Origin of the sequence: Parasynechococcus sp. (assembly GCF_045559935.1) — a bacterium.
In the GTDB taxonomy this organism is placed as follows: Bacteria; Cyanobacteriota; Cyanobacteriia; order PCC-6307; family Cyanobiaceae; genus Parasynechococcus.
In genome coordinates this window covers 227,663-250,122 of sequence record NZ_JBJLJL010000008.1, presented here as the reverse complement: position 1 = coordinate 250,122, position 22,460 = coordinate 227,663, and the positions used below count along the sequence as shown (strand labels likewise).

Annotated in this window: 24 protein-coding genes and 1 pseudogene; 13 read left to right on the top strand and 12 right to left on the bottom strand. The window is 64.5% G+C overall.

The window, feature by feature from the left end:
- The first annotated feature begins 8 nt into the window (after positions 1 to 8).
- The 3 genes from leuC to ACJ0G7_RS05880 all read left to right on the top strand — a co-directional run bounded on the left by leuC (position 9) and on the right by ACJ0G7_RS05880 (position 2,572).
- The gene (leuC, locus tag ACJ0G7_RS05890; RefSeq protein ID WP_043697258.1) at positions 9 to 1,427 is read left to right on the top strand and encodes a 3-isopropylmalate dehydratase large subunit; all 1,419 of its coding nucleotides are present in this window, start codon (positions 9 to 11) and stop codon (positions 1,425 to 1,427) included.
- The gene (locus tag ACJ0G7_RS05885; RefSeq protein ID WP_043694577.1) at positions 1,427 to 2,038 is read left to right on the top strand and encodes a 3-isopropylmalate dehydratase small subunit; all 612 of its coding nucleotides are present in this window, start codon (positions 1,427 to 1,429) and stop codon (positions 2,036 to 2,038) included. Before leuC ends, ACJ0G7_RS05885 begins: the two co-directional genes overlap by 1 nt.
- Positions 2,039 to 2,104: 66 nt before the next feature.
- Entirely contained in the window at positions 2,105 to 2,572 is a 468-nt protein-coding gene (locus ACJ0G7_RS05880; protein ID WP_043694580.1) for a pentapeptide repeat-containing protein, read from the top strand.
- Here the strand turns inward: ACJ0G7_RS05880 and ACJ0G7_RS05875 are convergent, their stop codons facing one another.
- Both ACJ0G7_RS05875 and ACJ0G7_RS05870 read right to left on the bottom strand, forming a co-directional pair.
- Positions 2,573 to 5,377, bottom strand: a complete 2,805-nt coding sequence (locus tag ACJ0G7_RS05875) for a DUF3769 domain-containing protein (RefSeq protein ID WP_407395407.1) — start codon at positions 5,375 to 5,377, stop codon at positions 2,573 to 2,575. It lies immediately after the preceding gene.
- Positions 5,378 to 5,528: 151 nt separating this feature from the next.
- The gene (locus tag ACJ0G7_RS05870) at positions 5,529 to 5,648 is read right to left on the bottom strand and encodes a photosystem II reaction center protein I (protein WP_006172424.1); all 120 of its coding nucleotides are present in this window, start codon (positions 5,646 to 5,648) and stop codon (positions 5,529 to 5,531) included.
- On the opposite strand from ACJ0G7_RS05870, the gene ACJ0G7_RS05865 reads away from it, so the two are divergent.
- Complete coding sequence (locus ACJ0G7_RS05865; protein ID WP_407395406.1) at positions 5,647 to 8,667, top strand: alpha-mannosidase; 3,021 nt, start codon at positions 5,647 to 5,649, stop codon at positions 8,665 to 8,667. The two genes, ACJ0G7_RS05870 and ACJ0G7_RS05865, sit on opposite strands and share 2 nt — an antisense overlap.
- On the opposite strand, the gene psbN is transcribed toward ACJ0G7_RS05865, so the two are convergent.
- Positions 8,655 to 8,795 (bottom strand): photosystem II reaction center protein PsbN, encoded by a 141-nt coding sequence (psbN, locus tag ACJ0G7_RS05860; protein WP_043697267.1) that lies wholly within the window; start codon positions 8,793 to 8,795, stop codon positions 8,655 to 8,657. The genes ACJ0G7_RS05865 and psbN overlap by 13 nt on opposite strands.
- An 84-nt stretch (positions 8,796 to 8,879) precedes the next feature.
- Here psbN and psbH point away from each other — a divergent pair, with 84 nt between their 5' ends.
- From psbH to ACJ0G7_RS05840, 4 genes are read left to right on the top strand one after another with little or no spacing between them, the layout of a single operon-like run.
- Positions 8,880 to 9,080: a photosystem II reaction center phosphoprotein PsbH gene (psbH, locus tag ACJ0G7_RS05855; protein ID WP_006849996.1), complete on the top strand. Its 201-nt coding sequence runs from the start codon at positions 8,880 to 8,882 to the stop codon at positions 9,078 to 9,080.
- Between the two features lie 9 nt (positions 9,081 to 9,089).
- Entirely contained in the window at positions 9,090 to 9,323 is a 234-nt protein-coding gene (locus ACJ0G7_RS05850) for a TatA/E family twin arginine-targeting protein translocase (protein WP_043694585.1), read from the top strand.
- Positions 9,324 to 9,331: 8 nt separating this feature from the next.
- Positions 9,332 to 9,952, top strand: coding sequence for an aminoacyl-tRNA hydrolase (gene pth / locus ACJ0G7_RS05845; protein ID WP_084188021.1), 621 nt, complete (start codon positions 9,332 to 9,334; stop codon positions 9,950 to 9,952).
- Positions 9,949 to 10,206, top strand: coding sequence for a DUF3146 family protein (locus ACJ0G7_RS05840; RefSeq protein ID WP_043694593.1), 258 nt, complete (start codon positions 9,949 to 9,951; stop codon positions 10,204 to 10,206). Before pth ends, ACJ0G7_RS05840 begins: the two co-directional genes overlap by 4 nt.
- Here the strand turns inward: ACJ0G7_RS05840 and ACJ0G7_RS05835 are convergent.
- The 4 genes from ACJ0G7_RS05835 to rph all read right to left on the bottom strand — a co-directional run bounded on the left by ACJ0G7_RS05835 (position 10,184) and on the right by rph (position 13,369).
- Complete coding sequence (locus ACJ0G7_RS05835; RefSeq protein ID WP_043694596.1) at positions 10,184 to 10,624, bottom strand: resolvase; 441 nt, start codon at positions 10,622 to 10,624, stop codon at positions 10,184 to 10,186. The two genes, ACJ0G7_RS05840 and ACJ0G7_RS05835, sit on opposite strands and share 23 nt — an antisense overlap.
- Positions 10,621 to 11,820, bottom strand: a complete 1,200-nt coding sequence (locus tag ACJ0G7_RS05830; RefSeq protein WP_043694599.1) for a DUF3084 domain-containing protein — start codon at positions 11,818 to 11,820, stop codon at positions 10,621 to 10,623. The genes ACJ0G7_RS05835 and ACJ0G7_RS05830 overlap by 4 nt, the downstream gene beginning before the upstream one ends.
- A 27-nt stretch (positions 11,821 to 11,847) precedes the next feature.
- A complete protein-coding gene (gene ntcA / locus ACJ0G7_RS05825) occupies positions 11,848 to 12,567 on the bottom strand; it encodes a global nitrogen regulator NtcA (RefSeq protein ID WP_043694602.1) in 720 nt (239 codons plus the stop codon).
- 67 nt (positions 12,568 to 12,634) lie between these two features.
- Entirely contained in the window at positions 12,635 to 13,369 is a 735-nt protein-coding gene (rph, locus tag ACJ0G7_RS05820; RefSeq protein WP_407395405.1) for a ribonuclease PH, read from the bottom strand.
- 108 nt (positions 13,370 to 13,477) lie between these two features.
- Here rph and ACJ0G7_RS05815 point away from each other — a divergent pair, with 108 nt between their 5' ends.
- Both ACJ0G7_RS05815 and dcd read left to right on the top strand, forming a co-directional pair.
- Positions 13,478 to 14,077, top strand: coding sequence for a cob(I)yrinic acid a,c-diamide adenosyltransferase (locus ACJ0G7_RS05815; protein ID WP_043694608.1), 600 nt, complete (start codon positions 13,478 to 13,480; stop codon positions 14,075 to 14,077).
- Complete coding sequence (gene dcd / locus ACJ0G7_RS05810) at positions 14,077 to 14,670, top strand: dCTP deaminase (protein WP_043694612.1); 594 nt, start codon at positions 14,077 to 14,079, stop codon at positions 14,668 to 14,670. The genes ACJ0G7_RS05815 and dcd overlap by 1 nt, the downstream gene beginning before the upstream one ends.
- On the opposite strand, the gene thyX is transcribed toward dcd, so the two are convergent.
- Positions 14,667 to 15,389, bottom strand: a complete 723-nt coding sequence (gene thyX / locus ACJ0G7_RS05805; protein WP_407395404.1) for an FAD-dependent thymidylate synthase — start codon at positions 15,387 to 15,389, stop codon at positions 14,667 to 14,669. The two genes, dcd and thyX, sit on opposite strands and share 4 nt — an antisense overlap.
- A 59-nt stretch (positions 15,390 to 15,448) precedes the next feature.
- A complete protein-coding gene (locus ACJ0G7_RS05800) occupies positions 15,449 to 15,994 on the bottom strand; it encodes a thioredoxin domain-containing protein (protein ID WP_043694618.1) in 546 nt (181 codons plus the stop codon).
- A gap of 62 nt (positions 15,995 to 16,056) precedes the next feature.
- On the opposite strand from ACJ0G7_RS05800, the gene ACJ0G7_RS05795 reads away from it, so the two are divergent.
- Positions 16,057 to 16,560, top strand: coding sequence for a hypothetical protein (locus ACJ0G7_RS05795; protein ID WP_043694622.1), 504 nt, complete (start codon positions 16,057 to 16,059; stop codon positions 16,558 to 16,560).
- Between the two features lie 135 nt (positions 16,561 to 16,695).
- On the opposite strand, the pseudogene ACJ0G7_RS05790 reads toward ACJ0G7_RS05795, so the two are convergent.
- Positions 16,696 to 17,217, bottom strand: a pseudogene (locus ACJ0G7_RS05790) (transglycosylase SLT domain-containing protein); the annotation flags it as partial.
- A 1,374-nt stretch (positions 17,218 to 18,591) separates the two neighbouring features.
- Here ACJ0G7_RS05790 and ACJ0G7_RS05785 point away from each other — a divergent pair.
- A complete protein-coding gene (locus tag ACJ0G7_RS05785; protein WP_043694625.1) occupies positions 18,592 to 18,783 on the top strand; it encodes a hypothetical protein in 192 nt (63 codons plus the stop codon).
- Between the two features lie 77 nt (positions 18,784 to 18,860).
- Complete coding sequence (gene glmM, locus ACJ0G7_RS05780; protein WP_407395403.1) at positions 18,861 to 20,255, top strand: phosphoglucosamine mutase; 1,395 nt, start codon at positions 18,861 to 18,863, stop codon at positions 20,253 to 20,255.
- Here the strand turns inward: glmM and ACJ0G7_RS05775 are convergent.
- The gene (locus ACJ0G7_RS05775; RefSeq protein WP_407395402.1) at positions 20,242 to 21,045 is read right to left on the bottom strand and encodes a BadF/BadG/BcrA/BcrD ATPase family protein; all 804 of its coding nucleotides are present in this window, start codon (positions 21,043 to 21,045) and stop codon (positions 20,242 to 20,244) included. The genes glmM and ACJ0G7_RS05775 overlap by 14 nt on opposite strands.
- Before the next feature lie 129 nt (positions 21,046 to 21,174).
- Positions 21,175 to 22,458, bottom strand: coding sequence for an IctB family putative bicarbonate transporter (locus tag ACJ0G7_RS05770; RefSeq protein WP_407395401.1), 1,284 nt, complete (start codon positions 22,456 to 22,458; stop codon positions 21,175 to 21,177).
- Between the last annotated feature and the right edge of the window lie 2 nt (positions 22,459 to 22,460).

Genomic DNA, 22,460 nt, shown 5'->3' with positions numbered 1-22,460 from the left:
CTGAGCTGTTGAGTTCCGGCACCCTCTACGACAAGGTGTGGGATCTGCACCGGGTGGCGGAGCTTCCCGGAGGATCCACCCAGCTGTTCGTGGGTCTGCATCTGATCCATGAGGTCACCAGCCCCCAGGCTTTTGCTGCCTTGCGGGACAAGGGCCTGTCCGTGCGTTGCCCTGATCGAACGGTCGCCACCGTCGATCACATCGTTCCCACCACCGATCAGGCCCGTCCGTTCGCCGATCCCCTGGCGGAGGAGATGCTCACCACCCTGGAGCGGAACTGCGCCGAGTACGGCATCGAACTGAACGGGATCGGCAGTGGCCGGCAGGGGATCGTCCATGTGATCGCGCCTGAGCTCGGCCTCACCCAGCCCGGCATGACCGTGGCCTGCGGGGATTCACACACCTCCACGCATGGAGCATTCGGTGCGATCGCCTTCGGGATCGGAACCAGTCAGGTGCGCGACGTGCTGGCCAGTCAGAGCCTGGCCATGAACAAGCTGAAGGTGCGCCGGATTCAGGTGGAGGGCCGACTCACGGAAGGGGTGTCCGCCAAGGATCTGATCCTGCATGTGATCCGGCATCTCGGCGTCAAGGGTGGGGTGGGTTTTGCCTATGAATTCGCCGGGCCTGCGGTGGCAGCTCTTTCCATGGAGGAGCGCATGACCCTGTGCAACATGGCGATCGAGGGTGGTGCCCGCTGTGGGTACGTCAATCCTGATGACGTCACGTTCGACTATCTGCGCGGTCGGTCCCATGCTCCGACCGGAGAGGCCTGGGATCGGGCCGTGACCTGGTGGCGTTCGCTGGCCAGTGGGTCTGATGCCGTGGTGGATGACGAGGTGGTTTTCGATGCCTCCTCCATCACGCCCACCGTCACCTGGGGGATCACGCCAGGACAGGGACTCGGCATCCAGGAGCTCATTCCCGCCCCCGAGCAGCTGCCGGCGGGGGATCGCCCCATTGCGGAAGAGGCTTACCGCTACATGGATCTGAAGCCGGGCACGGCCATTGCCGGACTGCCGGTGGACGTCTGCTTCATCGGCAGCTGCACGAACGGGCGTCTCAGTGATCTCCGGGCCGCGGCGGCGGTTGCCCGTGGTCGGATGGTTGCGGACGGGATCCGCGCCTTTGTGGTGCCGGGTTCCGAGCAGGTGGCCCGGGCGGCGGAGGCGGAAGGCCTCGATGCCGTCTTCATCGACGCCGGATTCGAATGGCGGCAGCCGGGCTGCTCGATGTGCCTGGCGATGAATCCCGATCGGCTGCAGGGTCGCCAGATCAGTGCCAGCTCCAGCAACCGCAACTTCAAAGGTCGGCAGGGATCGGCAAGCGGACGAACCCTGCTGATGAGTCCTGCCATGGTCGCCGCTGCCGCCATCCACGGTCGGGTGACCGATGTCCGCACTCTCCTCAAGCCGCACGCCAGCTGATGCGCCCTTTTCCTTCGGGTCAGATCCAGATGATTGAAGGCACCGCCATGGTGCTTGCCGGTGAAGACATCGATACGGATCGGATCATTCCCGCCCGTTTTCTCAAATGTGTGAGCTTCGATGCCCTGGCGGATCAGGTGTTCGCTGATGACCGCAGCGAACTGAACGGCCAGCATCCCTTCGATCAGCCGCAGTTTCAGGGCGCCTCGATTCTGGTGGTCAACGGCAACTTCGGATGTGGCTCCAGCCGCGAGCATGCGCCCCAGGCTCTGATGCGCTGGGGCATCAGAGCCGTTGTCGGCGTCAGTTTCGCTGAGATCTTCTACGGCAACTGTCTGGCTCTTGGAATCCCCTGTGCGACGGCCTCGGCGGATGAGATCGCTTCCCTCCAACAGGCGGTGCTCAACGAACCCGGCGGTGTCTGGTCACTGAATCTGACAACGATGCGCATGGCGAGCGGTAGCGCTGACTGTGCCGTGAGCATCGATCCCGGTCCGCGCGACATGCTGTGCAGCGGCCGCTGGGACGCCACCTCGCAGCTGCTGGACCACGGCGAACAACTGGAGGCCTTGATGGGACGGCTGCCCTATCTGAATCGTTTCGCCACCTGATCGGAGCAACCGCCGGCGGCGCAATCAGACTCTTTGGTCTATGAAGAAGACAGAGGTCGTCATTCCATGCATTCCTCCGCCCTGCAGCGGACTCTGACCGCCGCGGTTCTGCTGCTTCCGCTGTCGCCGTTCGTGCAGGCTGCACCGGTGGTGCCGTTGAGCGTCACGCCGTACGGGACTCCTGAGCAGCGACTGCGCCAAACAGGTGCCTGCCGGGGGTGTGATCTGCGGGGCCGTGATCTTTCCGGTGCCCATCTGATCGGTGTTGATCTGCGGGATGCCGATCTGCGCGGTGCTGTTCTGGTGGGCGCCAATCTGGAGGGGGCTGATCTCAGCGGTGCCAGGTTGAACCGGGCTGACCTGCGCAGGGCCAACCTCACCAATGCCGAACTCAGTGGTGTGGATCTGCGCCTGGCCGATCTGAGCGACGCCGTCGTGATCAATGCCTATGCCCCTGGAGTGCGTTCCGAAGGCATCCGTTATGCCGGTGCCGATCTCACCGGCAGTCATCTGATCTACGGCGGCGGAGACTGATCAGAGCGGCAGTGCGTCGCGCTTGTCTTCCGGGTTGATCGGGTTGTAGGGAACGAACGGGACTCCTGTTCCGTTGAAATCGAAGTCATTCAGGCGAATGCGCACACCGCCGATGCCTTCGTAGGGGTTGAAGTACACCCCAACGTCGTAACTGCGGCGCTGCCAGCGGAGCTCGATATTGGAGTTGATCACATCGCCGTAGTAAGGCGAGCCGGGATCGACGTTCATGTTGATTCCGGTGCTGAGCAGCAGAGGCCCCACGATCTGCTGGGTGAGGCCGAAGCCGAGGGTGCCGAAATCCACGACACGGTCAAAGTCGAAGGGGCTGGCGCCGTAGCGCAGGGTGCCGCCTCCGATCACCGTCAGTTGCGTGAAATCAAGGAACGGTCGGCTGAACGTTCCAAGCGTGAGTGTGGGTCCACCGCTGAAGCTCAGGGTCTTCTGATGGTGACCATCGCCATAGAGAGCGACAGAGCTGTTCAGGTTCGTGTTGAGCGTGAGGCCCGGAACGACCGGCACCGGCGAGTAGCGGTAAGCCGCCGCAGGGGTCAGAGCCGCGGTCTCACCTTTCAGAAGCGGGAACACACTGGTCAGAGAACCGAACACGCTGCCCCGGCCGGTTCTCAGCATCCTGCCGCTGCCGTATCGCTCGGCGTAGTAGTCGCCAAGTGCCGCCCGCAGCAGATACCGGTGGCGGTTCTCACCCTGCTCCCATTGCCCCCGTTGCTCTCCGTAGAGCCCGTACGCGGCATCGATGTCGGTTTCGCCGAGCGATCCGTTCCAGGTTCTGTATCTGTAGGCGCCGAACAGATTGGCTTTGACGGTTCCGAGCCGTCCAAGGTCAAGACGGCGTCCGAAGGTCCCCCAGAAACGGCTCCCATCGAGGAACTGATCGGGCTGAAAGCTGCTGATATCAGCTTCAGCATCCAGTTCGTCCTGACCGTATCGACCTCTCACTCTGGCTCTGAGGCCGAACAGATCTCCGGCATTGATCGACTCTCCGTTGCTGCTGCCATCGATGGCCCGCTGCACCATGAACTGAGGCTGCAGAGCGACCTCGGTGTCCGATCCCAGTTCGATCGGTTTCAGATTGCGACCGACGAACAGGCCATCCCTGTCCTTGTTGTCGACTTCGATCACCCAGCGGTTTTCCACCTCCTCCTCCTTGGCGATCACCTGCCGCCGACTCACAGGAACCGGCAACCTGTCTTCGACGATGAGTCGGTTGCGTCGGGCGGAGATCAGAAGGTCACCGTTGGGTTGTTCTCTTGCGATGACCCCTTCAGCATCGATTCTGGTCTGCGAGGGGGTGTAGGGGTCATTGCTGAATCCCATCCGACTCGCCTGCCAGCCTTCAGCGGTGATCAGCACCCGAGAGGCCTGGATCCGCCAGCGGCTGATGGTGCCGTTGATCAGCTGGGTGCTTCCGAGTCGTTGCAGCTGCGGAACCTTGACCACGCCGAAGCGGTTTTCGTCCTTGATGCTGGAATTGAGTCGTTTCACCGGAACACCACTGCGGCGTTCGATGGCGAGATTCCCCCGGAAGCTCACCTTCTCCACCCTTTGGTCGATGGAGGCGATCGCTTCGGTGCGTAACGCCTGCTGTTCTGTCGGGGAAAGCGTGCTGATCGGTCGGGGCTGTGCCGGCGGCACATGCTCCAGGGTGCTGCCACCATCGCCGAGGGCCACCGATTCGAGACGCTCAGACAGGGTTGTGGGGCTGACCCGGTCGTCGCGATCGGGATCCTCACACCCCAGGGGGGGGGGCATCTCACCGGGCTGCAGCTCAGGTTGCTCTTCTCCCCAGCGGTATCGCAGTCCAAGCAGATAGGCATTGCTTCCCTCCTCCACGCCGCTGTAGGTCCCGAAGGCTCCGGATCGGTGGTGGATGCGTCCCACCAGGGAGAGCTCGGATGAGACAGCCGCCTCCACTTCGAAGCCGAGGTAGTTGAGCAGCTGGGTGTAGTTCTCCCGGTAGGTCTTCTCGTAAAGGCTGTAGTCGGTGTTGTAGCTGAGGCCTTCAATGAATCCGAAGCTCAACCAGGGCTGAACCCAGAGTCGGGCACCGATGCCGACGATCCCTTCCCCGAAGCTCTGTGCCGGCAGATCCGCGTATGGGGTGGATTGATTGAACTCGCCTCCAGGCTGCTGCCCGGCCATGTGTTGGAACAGGTCCGCCTCCAGTTCCAGCGACAGAGGTCCGGCTCTGAGAATGCGTTTCTGCAGACCGACACCCAGCAGGTACTCCGGTCGCATCCGACCGTTGAACAGGAACGTGTCCCCGAAATTGGAATCGATCATCTGCCCCCCCCAAGCGGTCACTGCCCAGGGTTGGGGATGCCAGTCCGGTACCGCAGGCAGCAGGGGAGGACAGGCCATGGCCGGGGATTCCGGCACCACCGAACCGTTTGGCTGACTCTCCGTGGATTCAGTTTGCTGTTCAGAGGACAACGCCGGGAAGAATCCGCCGTCGGATTCGCTCAGGTCGATGACGCCGTACACATCATCGAGCTCGCCTTCGTTCTGGATCAGGCTGTAGCGGAACGCCGAGGCCTGAAAAAACTGCCCTTTGCGTCTCAGGCGAACGGAGCCCCGTGCGAAAAGAGTCCGATACCCGGCGTCGAATTCGATCCGGTCAGCCAGCAACTCGTCGTTTCCCAGAACGACTCTGACGTTTCCCTCGGCGATGCTGACGTTGCGGCGACTGTCATGAAACTGACGATCTGCAGTCAGTTGCAGCGTTTTCGGCGGTTCAAGGATCTCCTCAGCAGCTCTGATCTCAGAGCGCACAGGGAGCGATCCCATGGATCCGCCGAGCAGCAGTCCAGTGAGGCAGAAAGACAGGCGCTTTGACGCCAAGACGGACCAGCTGCGGTTCGCGATCCTGACAGTGAGCCGATCAAAGAACCTGATCCAGCGGACCAGTGTTTTGCGCGGTCCTGATTGGTTCCCGGATTCAGTCTTCCAAGTCCTTGCGGCTTGGCGTGCGGCTCGGGTCGCTCGCCAGGAAGCCGAACACGAAGATGCCGATGAAGAAGAAGACGACCGAGTAAACGGAGATCTTGAGGGCGAGCATGGAGACCGACCGGCGTCTGTTTGAGCGACATCATCCTATGGGGCAAGACAGGGTCACTTCGGGGTCGGACTCGCTGCGGGCCGGGCGATCGGAGTGGATTGAAACGTTTCGACGTCGCTCACGCCTCGATCTGCAGGCTCGCTGGCGGCGCAGCGGCCCCGGTGATCGCCCTCCCCATCTCGGGGATGCCTGGGGCCGGGAGCACCGTCCTGACTGGGCTGCGCGCGGACTTTTGATCTGGCCGCGCGGACGTGGCTGGATCCGTCTTGAGCAGAATCTGTCCTGGCCGCAGAGCTGGAGTCGGTCTCCCGAGAGTCGCGGACGTCTCGCCCTGAGCTGGTGGGCTGAGCGGATGCGGCTCTGGGTGGATGGGGAGCTCGTGCATGAGGGAGACCTCTTCGACACCGCCTGCCGTTGGATCGTTCCCGATCGCTGTCGTGAGGGGAAACCGCTGCAGCTGCTTCTGGAGCTCAGCAGCCCTCTGCACGATGACGGCGCTCTGATCAGCAGCTGTCTGAATCTCGAGCCGTGTTGCGAGGCGTCGGACCCAGATCGGGTCTTGCTCCCTGAGGCATTGCAGCTGCATCTCGCGGCCGGTGGAGACCTGCCGGCGCAGTGGCAACAGCTGGATCCCCTTTCCCTGCAGGCCCTGGATGCAGTGGAGAATCATCTGGCCCGTGCTGAGCCGGCACCGGGATCTCTGCACTGGCTGGGTCACGCCCACCTCGATCTGGCCTGGCTCTGGCCGGTCGCCGACACCTGGCAGGCTGCGGAGCGAACATTCCGGTCCGCACTGCAGCTGCTGCAGCGCTGGCCTGAGCTCCATTTCGCCCATTCGACCCCGGCCCTCTACGAATGGCTGGAGCGGCATCGGCCGGCGCTGTTCGCCGGCGTGCGTGCCGCCAGCCGAGCCGGGCGCTGGGAACCGATCAACGGTCCCTGGGTTGAAACGGACTGCGTGCTGGTGAGCAGTGCGTCGCTCTGGCAGCAGTTCCACCTGGGGCAGGCCTACAGCCGGCGCGTCTTCCCGGAGTGGACCCATGAGTTGGCCTGGTTGCCGGACAGCTTCGGGTTCACCGCCGGTCTGCCGGCCGTGGCGGAGCGCACAGGCGTGCGTTGGTTCTGCACCCACAAGCTGGCGTGGAATGCTGACCAGCCCTTCCCCCATCGTCTGTTCCGCTGGCGCAGCCGTGGCGGTGCTGAGCTGTTCGCTCTGATGCTGCCGCCGATCGGCCGGCGGGGTGAACCGCTGGACATGCTGAATGAACAGCGGGATTGGCAGCTGGCGACAGGGTTGGACCGGGCGCTTTGGATCCCGGGCGTGGGAGATCACGGCGGCGGACCGACCGACGAGATGCTCGAGCAGATGCGGCTCTGGGACGCCATGCCCCAGGCGCCCAAACGGAGTGCTGGAACGGTGAGGGATCATCTGGCTTCCCTTGAGCCACACGCCGGTCGTCTTCCCGTCTGGCGGGATGAGCTGTATCTGGAGCTGCACCGCGGCTGTGCCACGAGCCGTCCGGACCAGAAGCGACACAACCGCACGCTGGAGCGGTTGCTGCGTGAGGTGGATGCCGTCGCTGCCCTGGGGGGATGTTCAGGGACGGCAGGTGAGATGGGGGACTGGAAACCGCTGTTGTTTCAGCAGTTTCACGACATCCTTCCAGGAACCTCCATCCCGGAGGTGTTCGACCAGGCCGAAGCGGTCTGGCGTTCAGCCCGGAGGAAGGCGGTGTCTCAGCGTGACCATCAGCTGCGGCAGCTATGCGGGGGCTCGGCCGGCCCTTCCCGCTGTCGGGAGACCTGGCTCTGGTTCGGTCTGCAGCCGTTGGCGCGCTGGTCGCCCCTGCTGCGTCTGCCTGCCGGGGCGTGGTCGGGGGCTGACATGGTTCTGCCGCGACAGGCGTGTCCCACCGGGGGAGTGTGGGTGCAGCTACCCCTTCAGAGCGGGATCAGTTCGGTCGCTCTCAACCGATGCGATGCATCAGCGGTTGAGGTCACTCCAATCCGGGCTCCGGTGAAGCTGCAGCGACTGGATGGCGATCGCTGGAGGGTCAGCAATGGATTGCTGGAGGTGGACTGCGGGCCGGGAGGGCTGCTCCAGTTGCGTGACAGTCAGGGGGTGGCTCAGCTGGCAGGTCCGCTGCAGCTGGCCCGTTTCCAGGACCGCGGGGAGTTCTGGGACGCCTGGGATCTTGCAGCGGAGTACCGCCGCCATCCCCTGGCGGTTGAGGTGCTGGGGCCATGCCAGCTGCTGGAGCGCGGCCCCCTGGTGGTCCATGTCGTGCAGCGTTACCGGCTGGGATCGAGTGTCATGCGCCTGGACATGCGTCTGCAGGCCGACTGCCCCTGGATCGAGCTGATCTGCAGCATCGACTGGAGCCAGCGCCATGAACTGCTTCGTCTGGAGCTGCCCCTTGCCTCCGCAGCGGTCCGCTATGCGGCGGACTCCGCCGGCACTGTCCTGGAGCGTCCGGCCATGGCACGCACGTCGCGGGAGCAGTCGCGATGGGAAGTGCCGCTGATCTCCTGGCTTGCCACCCAGGTGAACGCCCCTGGGGGGGGACTGGCCGTCCTGCTGGATGGACCCCAGGGGGTGGATGTGATGCCCGAACGGATCGGTGTCTCCCTGCTGCGCGGTCCGACCTGGCCTGACCCTGGGGCGGATCGTGGTTGGCACCGTCAGCGACTGGCTCTGATGCCGGTCACCGGCTCATGGAGCAGCGCTTGCGTGCCCCAGGCGGCGATCGCCTTCCGCGAGCCGGGTTGGAGTGGTCCTCTCGCCGGACACCCGACGTCGCGGCGATGGTTGCCAGCTCTCGCCGGGGAGCTTGTTCCTGTGGCGCTGCGGCCGGAGGATGACGGCCTGGGCCTCCGCTGTCTCAATCCAGGGCCATCGCGCTGCCGTTGGGAACCCAGGGAAGGCTGGCTCGTGTCCCGCCAGGGGGGTGAACCGGCTCAGGCCATCGAGCTACGGCCGGGGGAGCTTGCCGATCTGCGGTTGGTTCAATCCTCGTGATCGTCGAACGGGTCATCCAGCGCCTTGGATGGGGGACCGAACGCCTGATAGACACCAAAGCCGGTGAGGCTCAGCAACACAGCCAGCACACCGATCGCCACCGACATGGCCGGGGAAGACGTTTCCATCACATCTCTCGACAGGATCGACTCCAAGCCGGAGCCGGCCCCTACAGTATCGGCACTTTTCACCACCCGAGACCAAGCGTCGCCATGGCTCAACGCACCCGTCTGGGAGACCTCCTCCGCCCTCTGAACTCCGAGTACGGCAAGGTCGTGCCTGGCTGGGGAACCACCCCGGTCATGGGGATCTTCATGGTGCTCTTCCTCGTCTTTCTGCTGGTGATCCTTCAGCTGTACAACAAGTCCCTGATCCTGGAAGGCATCAACGTCAACTGGAACGGCCTCGGCTGATCGGTTGTCATGAATGTCTTCGGCGTCGGCCTCCCTGAGATGGCGGTGATCGGCGCCGTTGCCTTGCTTGTCTTCGGTCCCAAGCGTCTTCCGGAACTCGGCAAGACGCTGGGGAAAACGCTGAAAGGATTTCAGTCCGCCTCCAAGGAGTTCGAGCGGGAGATCAACAAGGCCATGGCCGATCCCGAGCTCGAGGATGGCTCCGGAGACTCGCCCCAGGACAACGATTCACCCCAGGTCTGATCCGGCCGATGTCCGCAGATCTGAGGCTGGTGGTCGGTCTGGGCAATCCAGGGCCGAAATATGCGGGGACCCGCCACAACATCGGGTTCATGGTTCTGGAGCGGTTGGCCTCCCGGGAGGGTGTTCAGTTCCGTCAGCAGAGCAAGTTGCACGGCCTGGCCAGCGAGGTCGGTCATGGCGAGGCGCGCTTGCGCCTGCTGATGCCCCAGACCTACATGAACGACAGCGGTCGATCGATCAGAGCTGCGCTCGATTGGTTCGGACTGACAGCGGATCAGCTGCTGGTTCTGGTGGATGACATGGACCTCCCTCTGGGTCGCCTGCGACTGCGTGCTCAGGGCAGTGCAGGCGGTCACAACGGCCTGCGCAGCACGATTCAGCATCTCGGCGGGCAGGAGTTCCCTCGGCTGAGGATCGGAATCGGTGCCCCTGCGGACACTCCCGATGAGCGACGGGCCAGAACCGTGTCGCATGTGCTCGGTGCTTTCAGCAAGGTCGAGGAACCTTGTGTGGATGCTGTGCTGGATGCCGTTCTTGATGGTCTGGGACGCATTCAGCGCCAGGGCATGGAACGGGCCGGCAACTGGATCAATGCCTACCGGCCGCAGAGTCTTGCCAGCGGCGGATGACAGCACTCCCCGCCACCACGGCCCACCTCCGGGTGTTGCGCCAGTGCTTCAGCGAGCAGTGCGTTGAGGGGGAGGTGGCGGCCGGGGGCTTTCAGTGGCAGTTCCGCTGGGCGTTTGATTGCGGTGACCTGACCGTGGAGCCCTCCCTGGGGCGGGCTCTGATCCAGGACGCTCTGCGTCGATTCCTGGTGCGCTCGGATTATCGACTTGAACCCGGCGGTGATTACACCTTCACCGTTCGGGCCCGCTTCTGAGGCGCTGTTTCGCACCCGACCAACGGCACGGTGTTCCCAGGCTGTCCTCCACCATCACAAGGGCGGCGATCGCATCAAGCTCCTCGGGTGGGATCAGCAGGCCGCGGGGAATCAGCCGCTGCCACCCCCTGGGAGGCCACAGCTCCCAGTAGCGACGGCGGGCCCGCAGGGTGGTGCCGTATTCATTCACCTGCTGAACAGGAGCGAGGGACCGCAGCTTCGGCAGCCATGCCGCACTGCCGGTGCCGTCACCCAGCACGATCCCGTCCAGTCCTCCGGCGACCTGCCAGTCGCTCAGCCGGTCCAGAACCTGCTCGCAGATCACGACAGCCCCGCTGAGCACCTGGAGGGATTCGGTGTCCACAAGCACGAGGCCGCATTTGCTTCTCCCGGGATCAACACCGGCCAGTCGGCTCATGGGCTGACCCGAAACGCCACCAGCACCGGATCGCCACTGTCGCTGTCGCTCTCGGCGATCACCTCAAGGGTCAGATCCCCCTCTCCTTCGGGGCGGTCCACCAGAGCCAGGCCGAGCTGAGCGAAGACCGTCCCGTCGAACTGGAGTCCTTCCACGAGGGAGCCACGACGCTGAACCTCGGCGAACGCAGAGGCGAGCAGAAGGTTCAGGCGGCGGCGGACCATCTCCGGTGATCGATCCTGGTCCGGGAGGGTTGCCGACGCCAGGACTTCGCCGCTGCGACTGATGCGCCGGTTCGGTCGGACGTCAGGAAAGGCATAGACGATGGTCTCTCCGCGCAGCACGTTGGTGGCAGAGCGGATCGAAACCACCCATGTGCCCGGCTTGCTGATGATCGTCCGCAGACGCTGCACATCGTTCCGGGGAACCAGGAGGATCTGTCGGTCGGGGGTCTCACCGGGTCGGACCTGCTGGTAGGCCGTGAGATTCGCGTCCTGCAGCAAACGGTCGATCACCGTCTTCGCCTGTCCTGCACTCTCCAGTCGGATGGTGGCTGTGGCCAGAGCCTCTCCGCTGCTGAGAACCACGGAACCGCGGCGCAGGGCGATCAGGTTGCGCTCCAGCTCCTTGAGTTCCGCCTCACCGGCTTGGATGCTGGCCCGAACCCGCTTGAGTTCCTCCTCGGTGCGGCGGATGTCTGCGTCCCGGGCCTTGATGTCCCTGTCCCGCTGCTGAATGTCGCGGCTGAGGCGCTGCTGCTCGGCCTCCAGCCGGACGCGCTGCTGCTGCAGAGGCTCCAGCTCCTCACGAAGTGTCGCTGCCCGCTGCTTGGCCGTCGACAGCTCGGCATCGATGCGTTGCGTCTGGGCAATGGCCTGACGACGTTCTTCCTCGGCTGACTCCAGGGCACCTCTGTTCTGCTGCAGCTGGCGGCGGCTGTCCTGAAGTTTCTGTTGCAGTCCGTCGAGCTCAAACAGCCCAACCCGCAACTGACGGCTGACCAGCAGCATCAGACCGAGGGACAGCGCACTGATCAGGCTGCCGGTGAGCACCGTGATCAGCACCGCCGTCCGTCGGGGTCGCATGTTGAACAGGCTGAGGCGTGCCTTGCCGACACGGCTGCCCAACCTGTCGCCCAGAGCTGAAAGCACGCCGCCGAGCACCAGCAGCGCGATGATCAGCAGCCATCCGCTCACGGCGTCACCTCCCAGTGGGGCCGACTCTCAGCTGAACCGCTTGGCCAGAGCAATCGGATCCAGAACCGTGATCTTCTTGCGGTCAATCTGAACGAGACCGGATTGACGCAAGTCTCCCAGCAGTCGGGTGATCGTGACCCGCGTGGAGCCGATCGCCTCGGCGATGGCCTGATGGGAGAGGCGGAGGTCGATGGTGATGCCCAGTTGGTCCGGCACGCCGAAGTCCCGACAGAGCACCAGCAGAAAACTCACCAGGCGGGAGGACATGTCCCGGTGCGTGAGGGTCTCGATCATTGTTTCGGTCTGCAGAATCCTGCTGGAGAGACCCTGAAGCAGCCTGAGCCCGACTGCGGTGTCGGCCTCGATCGCGGCACGGACTGAGCCGGCCGGTGCCGTCACCATCTCCACCCGGGTGAAGGCGACAGCGTGATAGAAGCGATCGGAACGGTGGCCTGTGAGCAGCGACAGCACCCCGAACAGGCTGTTCTCACGAAGCAGAGCGACGGTGATCTCTTCGCCCGACTCATAGACCCTGGAAAGCCGCACGGCACCGCGCCGGATCAGGTAAACCCGCTCGGCGGGATCACCTGGAAAGAAGATGGTCTTGTTTCGTTCGACAAGTTCCGTGCTGGCGCCGTCCAGATCTCTGATGACATCAAGCAGCGAGCGGGATGAGCTGACCGGCTGGTCCTGGGGCGCATGGGCCGAAACGGCGACGTAACGGCTGAACCCACTGCTGGTTCCCAACAATCCGTTTCGACTGATTAAAAGTTAAGGATCGACCCTGTTCAGCTGTGTAGCCGTTATTACGCAATCAGCTGCGGCTGCTCAGGGCATGGCTCTGGGCGGCCAGAAGGGCGTCAAGCCCGGGCTGCGCCAGATCCAGCAGGACGTTCAGCTGTCCGCGGCTGAACGGAGCTCCTTCGGCCGTGCCCTGGATCTCCAGGAGACTCCCGTCGCCTGAGGCCACCACATTCAGATCAACGTCAGCTCGGCTGTCTTCGCTGTAATCCAGATCCAGCAGCGGCCTGCCCTCCAGGAGTCCGACGGACACCGCTGCCACCTGGCTCCGGATCGGCTGGCGTTCCAGGATCCCCTGGGCGATCAGACGGTCACAGGCCAGCTGCAGAGCCATCCAGGCCCCGGTGACCGACGCGGTTCGGGTGCCGGCATCCGCCTGGATCACATCACAATCGATCAGCAGGCTGCGTTCTCCGAGAGCTTCCAGGTCCACCGCGGCGCGCAGGCTGCGGCCGATCAATCGCTGAATCTCCTGGGTGCGGCCGGAGAGCTTGAGCAGTTCCCGCGACTGCCTCTGAGGTGTGGAGCCGGGCAGGAGCCGGTATTCAGCGCTGATCCAGCCCAGTCCGTTCCCCTTCCGCCAGCGCGGCACCGTCTCTTCGAGGCAGACGCTGCACAGAACAGCAGTGCGTCCGGTGCGCACGATCAATGAACTGAGAGCGAACCCCATCGGATCCCAGCTCACTTCAAACGGCCGAAGGGCATCTGGACGACGCCCGTCGGCTCGGGTCTCGGAGGGATCCACCATGAACCTGATTTCACAGCACACCATCCGTAGTGTCAATGGCCTTGTGGAGTCGCATCGCGCCGCTACATTCGAGGTCTGCAGGGTGTATCCCTGGTGACACCCGACGCGATGACCGCAAGCCTGACCACCAGCCATCGATCCTCTGGAGCCCTGACCGGGGATCGCCATGCGCTGGAGAGGGCCGGTCTGCGTCCGCTTCCGCCGCTTCCCGCATCCGCGCCGCTGCATCTGGTGGCTCCGGAGGGCCAGCTGCAGGTGCATACGGCCTCCTATCGGGGCAGTTTTTCCAGTGTTCTCAGCCAGGCGATGCGGGCGGCAGGGCTCGGCAGCCGCGTCCTGATCGCCCAGTTCCTCAAGGGGGGGGTGAAGCAGGGGCCGGAGGGCTGTGTGCTGCTCTGCGGCGGGCTCACCTGGCTGCGTCCGGATATTCCGGCGTGTCTTGCGGAGCCCGATCAGCCTGGTGGTTCCGATGCCGTCGATGCCGTCTGGCAGGCCTGCCGGCGCCATCTCGCTGAAGGCGACCTTGATCAACTGGTGCTGGATGAAGTCGGTCTCGCGGCAGCGCTCGGCTACCTGAAGGAAGATGAGCTTCTGTCGAGCCTGCAGCAGCGTCCAGGCTCCATGGATGTGATCATCACTGGGCCGGCGATTCCTTCCAGCGTCATGGCCATGGCGGATCAGGTCACCGAACTGCGCAGAGGTTTCTGATGCTCAAGAACGATCGCTGGATCACCGAGCAGGCTCAGAAGGGGATGCTCGAGCCCTTCCAGGCAGGTCTGGTGCGCCATCTTGATCCGGAGCAACGTCTGCGACCGGTTCTGAGCTTCGGATGTTCCTCCTACGGCTACGACCTTCGCCTCTCCCCGCAGGAGTTCATGATCTTCCGGCATGTGCCCGGAACGGTGATGAACCCCAAGCGGTTCAATCCCGCCAATCTGGAGCCCACGCCTCTGCATGAGGACGAGGACGGTGGCTACTTCATCCTTCCAGCGCATTCCTACGGCCTCGGTGTCGCCCTGGAGAAGCTTCGGGTGCCCGCCAACATCACGGTGATCTGTCTCGGCAAGAGCACCTATGCGCGGCTGGGCATCATCGTCAACACAACGCCCGCTGAAGCGAGCTGGGAAGGGCATCTGACGCTTGAGTTCAGCAACAGCTCCGGTGCTGACTGCCGTATTTATGCCAATGAAGGCATCTGTCAGCTGCTGTTCTTTGAGGGGGACCCCTGCGACACGACCTACAGCGATCGGCAGGGTAAATATCAGCATCAGCCGGAGCGTGTCACCCTGGCCCGCATCTAGGGAGCCAGACGCGCTCTGTGCAGCCGGCTCTTCTCGTACCACTCGGCGAACTGCGGAGCCCAGTCCACCAGATGCGGCCACATCAGGTCGCAGAGTCTGCGGATCTCCAGCTGAGCATCGAGCTTCGCCCGCAGATCCATGAAGTGAAGGAAAGCCCTCAGGCTGAAGCTCACGATGAAATGCTGGCGGTAGTCGAAGGGAAGGATGCCGCGGGCATGTTCCTCCGCAAATCCGGCACGCAGCAGATCCCTGTAACGCTCGGCTGATTGCTGGCAGTGGTTGAGATCAAGTTCACGCTCCGCCTGGCTGTAGAGGTATTTCTTCCCCTGTCGGTCGCTGTACTCCCCGACCGGTCGCAGGTAGAAGACCTCCTCCAGGGGCAGTTCGCCGTCCGCAGCCCGGCAGATGCGCTCGCCGGTGTATCGCATCGACTGCACATCGAAACTGACGCCCACCCGATGCGTCCGGGCCTGTTGCATCACCGAATGCGGAAACCAGCCCACGTTCAGAACGATCTGAGCATGTTCGAGCGGACCGAAATGGCCCCGTTCCCCGGCAAGCAGCCGTTTGATGCAGATCTCGCCAGCCCGTTGTTCGTCAGGCCAGCTGTCCCGATCAGCGGCCACAAAACCCTCGCTGTAGTCCTGATGCATCGCGGCATAGATGCATTGCTGCGGATTCGGCGTGGCGGCGATCAGATCGACTCGGAAACGCTCCATGGCGTGCTGTTCAGCAGCTCGGTCCTGTGATCATGACGGTGATGGCCCGGCCATGCCCGTCAACCGTGGCTGCGGGGTCCGGTTCTGTCGGTGCTGGCCAGATCCTCAAGGGTGCTCGTGCTTCCGATTCCCTGAAGTGCTGGAACGGGGGTGTCGTTGATCAGGGCGTCACCAAGCGCCTGGAGTTCCTGGGGTGTCCGCACGCCGATGGAACGACCACGAGGCTGACCGTCCGCTGCGAAGAGGTTCAGCTGGGGGATGCCGTTGACCTCGTACCGGTCCACCAGATCGAGCCAACGGGGATTGTCGACATTCACCAGCACCACGTCGAGGCGATCCCGCGTGGATTGCTCCAGGCTCAGCATCGCTGGAGCCATCTCCCGGCAGGCCTGGCACCAGTCGGCATAGAACTCGATCAGCGTCGGCTGGCCATTGCTGAGCGCGACATCAGGATCCAGAGAACGCCGTGCCAACTGCTCCATCGGGGATTCGCTCTGGAGACCACCGCGCAGAACAAGGAGGGCCAGCGCGAGCGCGAAGGCCACCGCCAGCAGCAGGCCTTTCTGGAACGCTCCCAGGCTGGCTGGTGGTGGGCTGGCAGACATGACGGACTCCGTTCAGGTGCACTCTGACAGGGCTCTCCGAAGGCTGTGGCTAGCGTTTGGCCATGCCGATCCTGAGCCTGTTCACGCTGCCCTTCCGGGCTCCACTGCTGGGGGGGCTCTTCCTTGTGGCGCTGGTGATGGGCAACCACTGGACCGTCAATCAGAGCATCTACGCCCAGAACCAGTCGATCAGCGTGAGTGTGTTCTGGCTGATCCAGCTGATTCAGGTCATCGCCGTGGTGGTCGTCTTCACGATCCCTGATCTGCTGATGCGTCAGGTGTCGATGCTGATGGCGTCCAGCCGCGTGATCAGCCTCGTGGTCACGCTGCTGATGGTGATCGTGCTGGGGCTGTACGTGATGCGGCTGCACCGTCTGACCGACGTGATGATCCTGGCTTCAGCCGTTCTGCTCGCGCGGCTGGATCTGATCAGGATCGGCATCGTTCCGCCGCCCCTGCTCACCATCATCGGCTTCACGGCTGTTCTGCTCTCGGGGATCGGGCTCGGTTGTGCCCTGCCCAATCCGGCCGGCACGCTCCTCACAGAAGCGGCGGTCCCGCTCTAGGTACCCGAGCAGATTGTCCAGAACCTTTTTGGTGTAGTACCGGGTCTCAGGGTATGGAATCCGTTCCACCCAGAGCTCCGGGTCTTGAGCCAGGGTCTGTGGTTGCCAGTCACTGACGGCGCCGGGACCTGCGTTGTAGCTGGCGACCACCAGCATCGGATCGCCTTGCCATCGCTCCATCAGCTGACGCAGGTACTGCGCGCCGAGGCGGATGTTCAGGCTGGGATCGGCGAGGTCGGCATCGCTCAGGTTCCGGCCTGCGAGCTCCTCGGCCGTGGCGGGCATCAGCTGCATCACGCCCCGCGCCCCGGCGACGGAGCTCACTCCAGGGGAGAAGCGTGATTCCTGCTTGCTGATGGCCAACAGCAGATCGTGAGCCACATCGTGTTGCTCCGAAGCCGCCAGAAAGTCCTCCTGGAACGGTCGTGGCAGCTGCTGGCGTTGCAGCAGCAGTCGTTGGGAGCAGTTCGGGGAATGCCACCGCAGGCTCAGGCGCCACAGACGCTCAAGTCCAGTCCAGGTGTTCCCGATCGCCAGTCGCAGACGTCCCTCCACCAGCTGCTCATGCCGGGACAGCGGCTCGGCGGTGTCGGTTGAGCTGCGCCACTGCTCCCAGGCCTGATCGACGAGTCCGAGGCGCCAGAGCCTGTTGACCATGGGATCCGCACTGTTCAGTGGAGTCCAGACATCCGAAACCGAGGTGGAGTTGGAGCCCTCGCCAAGATCCAGGCCTGTCTGTTCCCCGAGACGGACCCTGGCCCGCCACCGGTAGTAACCGGAACGCTGCCCATCGATGAGCCGGCGCCAGATGCCGTTTGCGGCATCTGGATTGCCGAGCCGCTGTTCAGCAAGTCCATGCCAGAACAGCCGACGTCCCTCCAGCGGCTCGGGCATCGCTCCGTCCGGAAGAGCTGTCAACCAGTTTCTGGCGTCACCCCATGCGCCATCGAGCAGGGCCTCCCGTGCCAGATCCCATTGCAGCTGCCAGCTCGCCGGATCATCGGGCCAGCGTGTCAGCACCTGGGCTCCGCCCCTGCCGGCCGCCAGCCGGACACGGGCGGCTGCAACCGCAGCCGATCGCTTCTGCAGGCTTTCGGGCAGGGCATCCAGCAGGTCGGGGTCAGGCCGGAGTGGTTCGCTCAGCAGGCGTGCGGCTTCATCACTGGCGGAGTCCATCGGAAAACGCCGGGTGAGATCCAGCAGCAGCTGTTCCCCTTCCGAGCGCTGCTCACGTCCTCCAGCCAAGAGCGCGCGTCCGATGGCCAGAGCGGTCCCCGCTGCCGGCGGCTGCTGCTGCAGGCAGGCGAGCCCTGCCGTTCCGTCTCCCAGTTGCGCGAGACCACGGGCCAGCAGCTGACGTTGCTCCCGATCCGGTGCACCGGTGCCGTTGGCATCACAGGCAGCGCGAAGCCGCGCTGCGCTGCCGGGCCACTGCACTCCCCAGCGGGCCAGATGCAGAGCACCGCGGTGGCCATGCAGCGGATCCGCTTCCAGTGCCCGGGCCGTTGCCAGCGCGGCGGGATGACGCGGTTGGACTGTCAGCAGCTCCTGCTGCAAGAGGGGTTCGACCTCCCCGAGACGGCTTCGCCCCCAGGCTGAGGAGGCCTGTTCCGGGAAGCGTCTGATCACATCCCGCCACAGCGTCAAAGACGTCTGGGAAGCCCCCAGTCGCTCTGCCGTTTCCGCCGCCAGGGCAAGGGACACGGCTGCCAATGGGGCCCTGCCCCAGCCTTGACCCTGCAGCAGCCGTCGGCGCCGGTTGAGGTCTCCAGCGCTGCGACCTGTCATCAGCAGAGCGGCCTCACGGCGTTGCTCCGGGTCGAGCGATCGTCGATAGACGCGCCACAGCTCCGCATCCGTTGCCGTTGGGTCGAGCCGATGCCGGTGCTGGCGCAGCTGCTGCTGACCAAGCATCACCGCCAGGAGACTCACCGCGGCCGTCCCGATGAGCAGTGCAGCTCCGAGCCGGGACCCTGCCGCCACATCACCCCAGAATCTGATGCCATTGTGTGGCCCAGGTTGCGACTGGCGATGCCTTCCTCACGACCGGGACGCCGACAGCGCTGGCGCACGCTGCTGGTGCTGCTGATCGCCACGACGATCTGGGCCCTCCGTTGGCTCTGGCCGCTTCAGATGCTGCCGGGATGGGTGCTGGCCTTGATGTTCGCCTGGGCGGGCATCGAGTTGATCGTGCTCATCTGGAGGCCGCATCGCTGGCGTTGAGGGCGGAGCTGCACCTGTCCCCGGACGACCGGTCCCCTGAAACAACGCCCGTAGCCTGAAGGCCACGATTGAGACTCATGGCTCAAGCCGCTGTCCCGCCCATTGGACCCTCACTGGGTTCTTCGGTTCCCGGGTTCGGGACGGATGGGATTCGAGGCCGGGCTGGCTCGGTGCTCACCCCGGCGTTGTGCCTGCAGGTGGGCTACTGGTTCGGGCGAGCACTGTCCCAGCCAGGGCCTGTGCTGATCGGGATGGACTCGCGCAGCAGTGGCTCGATGGTGGCTTCGGCTCTGACGGCCGGTCTCACAGCGGCTGGTCGGGAGGTGTGGAGCCTGGGCCTCTGTGCCACGCCGGCCGTGCCACTGCTGATCCGTCAGGTCGGCGCTGCCGGCGGTCTGATGGTTTCTGCCAGTCACAATCCCCCGGAGGACAACGGCATCAAGGCCTTCGGTGCGGATGGCGCCAAGCTGGGCAGTGATCTTCAGGCCCGCATCGAAGCCGGTCTCCGCGGTGAAGCAGAGGTGGGTGACTCCGATGGGTCCCGCTGCGGTGCGGCGCATCAGCGTTCCGATCTGCTCAGCTCCTACAGCGACGCTCTGCTGGCCTCGGTGGGTCCAAAACGGCTCGATGGTGTGCCGATCGTTCTTGATCTCTGCTGGGGTTCCGCGACGGCCTGTGGGGCCGACGTGTTCGAGGCCCTCGGAGCTGATCTGACGGTTCTGCACGGCAAGCCCGACGGAGCTCGCATCAACGTCGCCTGCGGATCAACCCAACTCGATCCTCTGCGGCAGGCAGTGGTCGAACGGGGTGCTGCGATGGGCTTTGCGTTCGATGGAGATGCCGATCGGATGCTGGCGGTGGACGGCCGCGGCCGCGTCGTGGACGGTGATCACGTGTTGTTTCTCTGGGGCTCAGTGCTTCAGCAGCAGCAGACGCTCCCTGATCAGCGTCTCGTGGCGACGGTGATGTCCAACCTCGGTTTCGAGCGGGCGTGGCAGCAACGCGGAGGTCTGCTGGATCGCACTCCCGTGGGTGATCAGCACGTGCACGCTGCGATGGTCGCCAGTGGTGCAGCCCTTGGCGGAGAGCAATCCGGCCATATCCTCTCGGCATCCCATGGGCTCTGCGGGGATGGTGTGCTGACGGCCCTGCAGTTGGCCACGCTCTGTCACGCCCAGGGGATCAGTCTCTGCGACTGGCTGGATCGGAGCTTCCAGGCCTTCCCGCAGAAATTGGTGAATGTGCGGGTTCCGGATCGCAGCCGTCGCAAGGGCTGGGCCAGTTGCCCTCCCCTGAGTGATGCGGTCCGCTCTGCGGAGGAGGCCATGGGAGACGAGGGGCGAGTGCTGGTGCGTGCCAGTGGAACGGAACCGGTGCTGCGGGTGATGGTGGAGGCTGCCGATCAGCGGATGGTCGAATCCTGGACGACCCATCTGGCTGCCGTCGCGGATCGGCATCTCAACGCTGCCTGAGGTCGCGGGCCAGGGTCAGGGCTCCATCGCAGGCGTCTCCGGAGGCAGCACTCCATCGAGCCTGAGGAAGTTGATGGCTCAGCACGTCCTCGATCATCCGGCGATAGCCCTGCAGATGCTCGATTGCACCCCCACGGGCGGCGAGCTGGGGAGCGGCAAGCTCGAGTCGGCCTCCAACTGTGATGACGCACTCGGTGAGGGCATGAGCCGAGCGTCGCAGGATGTGGGATGCCTCCACGAGTCCTTCCTCGGCTGCTGTCACCACCAGAGGAGCCAGAGCGGCAAAGCCGGCAGCCCCGAAATCCGGATTCACCACCATGGCTTTGACCTGGGCACTGCTGTGGCAGTGCATGGCGTGCCACAGCCGCTGCCGCAGGGGGTGGTCCGGCAGACGACCGTCCGCCATCCGAAGGCTGAGCTGCAGACCCTGATGGCCAAGATCAAAGGCGGCCCCGGCACCATCCAGCAGCCAACCCCAGCCACCGCTGCGAGCTTCCTCTCCCCTGGCATTGCGTCCGATGCAGATCATGCCGGTGCCACTGATCAGCACGATTCCCGGACTGTCCGGGAAGGCCCCGTGCAACGCCGTGCGCTCATCACCTGTCGCCAGCACATGGTCTGGTGGCATCAACAGCTCCTGTGCGATCAGGTCGCCGGCCCGGTGCTGAAGCTCCGTTCCCTGCTCGATCCCACTGGCACCGATCACGGCGGCATCGAGCTCCAGCGCATCCCTCTGGCCAAGCGCGGCCTTGAGACTGCTGCCCACGGCCGTCCCGGAAACGAGCGGCACCGTCGGGGGCGTCAAGGTGACACACGCCGGCACCCTGGCCTTCGCAGACGGTCATCCAGCCGTCAGCTGTCCAGCGGCTGATCCGGCAGCGGGTTCGGGTCTGTCCGGCGTCGAATCCTGCAAACAGCATCACGCTTCGCTCGGTTGGGCGGCCAGGGTGGCCAGGCAGAACCATCCGATCAGCTGCACCTCAGGACGGAAGAAGATCGTGTCGGTGATTCCCTGGGTGAGCAGTCCGGTGATGGCGGCCAGGCTGGCCAGAGCGGCACCGGCAGCCGGTTGCGGCAGGGTCAGACCTCGGAGCCCGCGTTGCAGTGCGCTCCAGAGCAGTCCGAGTCCGGCGATCAATCCCGGCAGGCCCATCTCCACCAGCAGCTCAAGCGGCACCGAATAGGCGCTCAGGGCGTTGAATTTCGGCTGCTGATACAGCGGGTAGACGCTGTTGAAGGCTGCATTCCCCGGACCGATTCCCAGCCAGGGTCGATCCTGGATCATGTCGATCGCCGCCAGCCAGACGTTGATCCGGAAGTTGTTGGAGCTGTCTCCGCGACCGGCCAGAAGGCTGGCGACCCTGGTTCGGATCGGCTCGAGCTTGGTGGCGGCCACGGTCAGCAGGGCTGCAGCCAGCAACAGCACGGCGAGGGGGAGGAGGCGGCGCCAGATGGGTGGCCAGTGGCGTGTGGTGCGAAGGATCAGCAGAAGCATCAACGTCGCCAGCCCGGCGAGCATGCCGATCCAACCGCCCCGGCTGTAGGTCCAGACGGTCGCGGCCACCCCGAGAATCAGCGTTGTGCCGGCGAACAGTCGGCTGCCGATTCCCTTCCAGCGCAACAGGGCGACAGCTGCCAGGGGCAGCAGGGGCAGCAGATACCCCGCCAGCAGGTTCGGATTGCCGAGTGGGCCGTAGATCCGGATGGTTCCAGTGCTGATCGAGTTCGGATCCGCCCAGCGGGCCAGTTCCTCGGTGGAGGCATACAGCTGCCTCAAGGCCAAGACACTGCTCAGCAATCCACCACTGAGCAGTCCCGCCAGCAGGCGATCCCACCAGGAGGGATTGCATGCAAGCAGTTTGCGGATCAAGGCATAGACGCTCAGGTAGCTGAGCAGTTTCAGCAATCCCTTCGCCGCGGCCATGGGGACGGGTGAGAACCCCGTGGTCAGAACGGCGATCCCGAGAATCAGCAGCAGCCAGCCACTGATGGCTCCGATCTCCTCCGGCGGGCTGCAGAGAGACCACAACAGCCAGAGCAGCGCCACGGCAGCGATCACCAGGGACAGGCCCCCTCGCGTGAACAGGGGCAGGCCCGTGAGCAGCAGCACCAGCACACCGCCGCTCAGCCATTCCAGCCGCAGCAGAACGAGGTCTGCCGGACGGAGCAGACCCTGCCAGCGCAGCAACAGCGGTTCAGCCATCG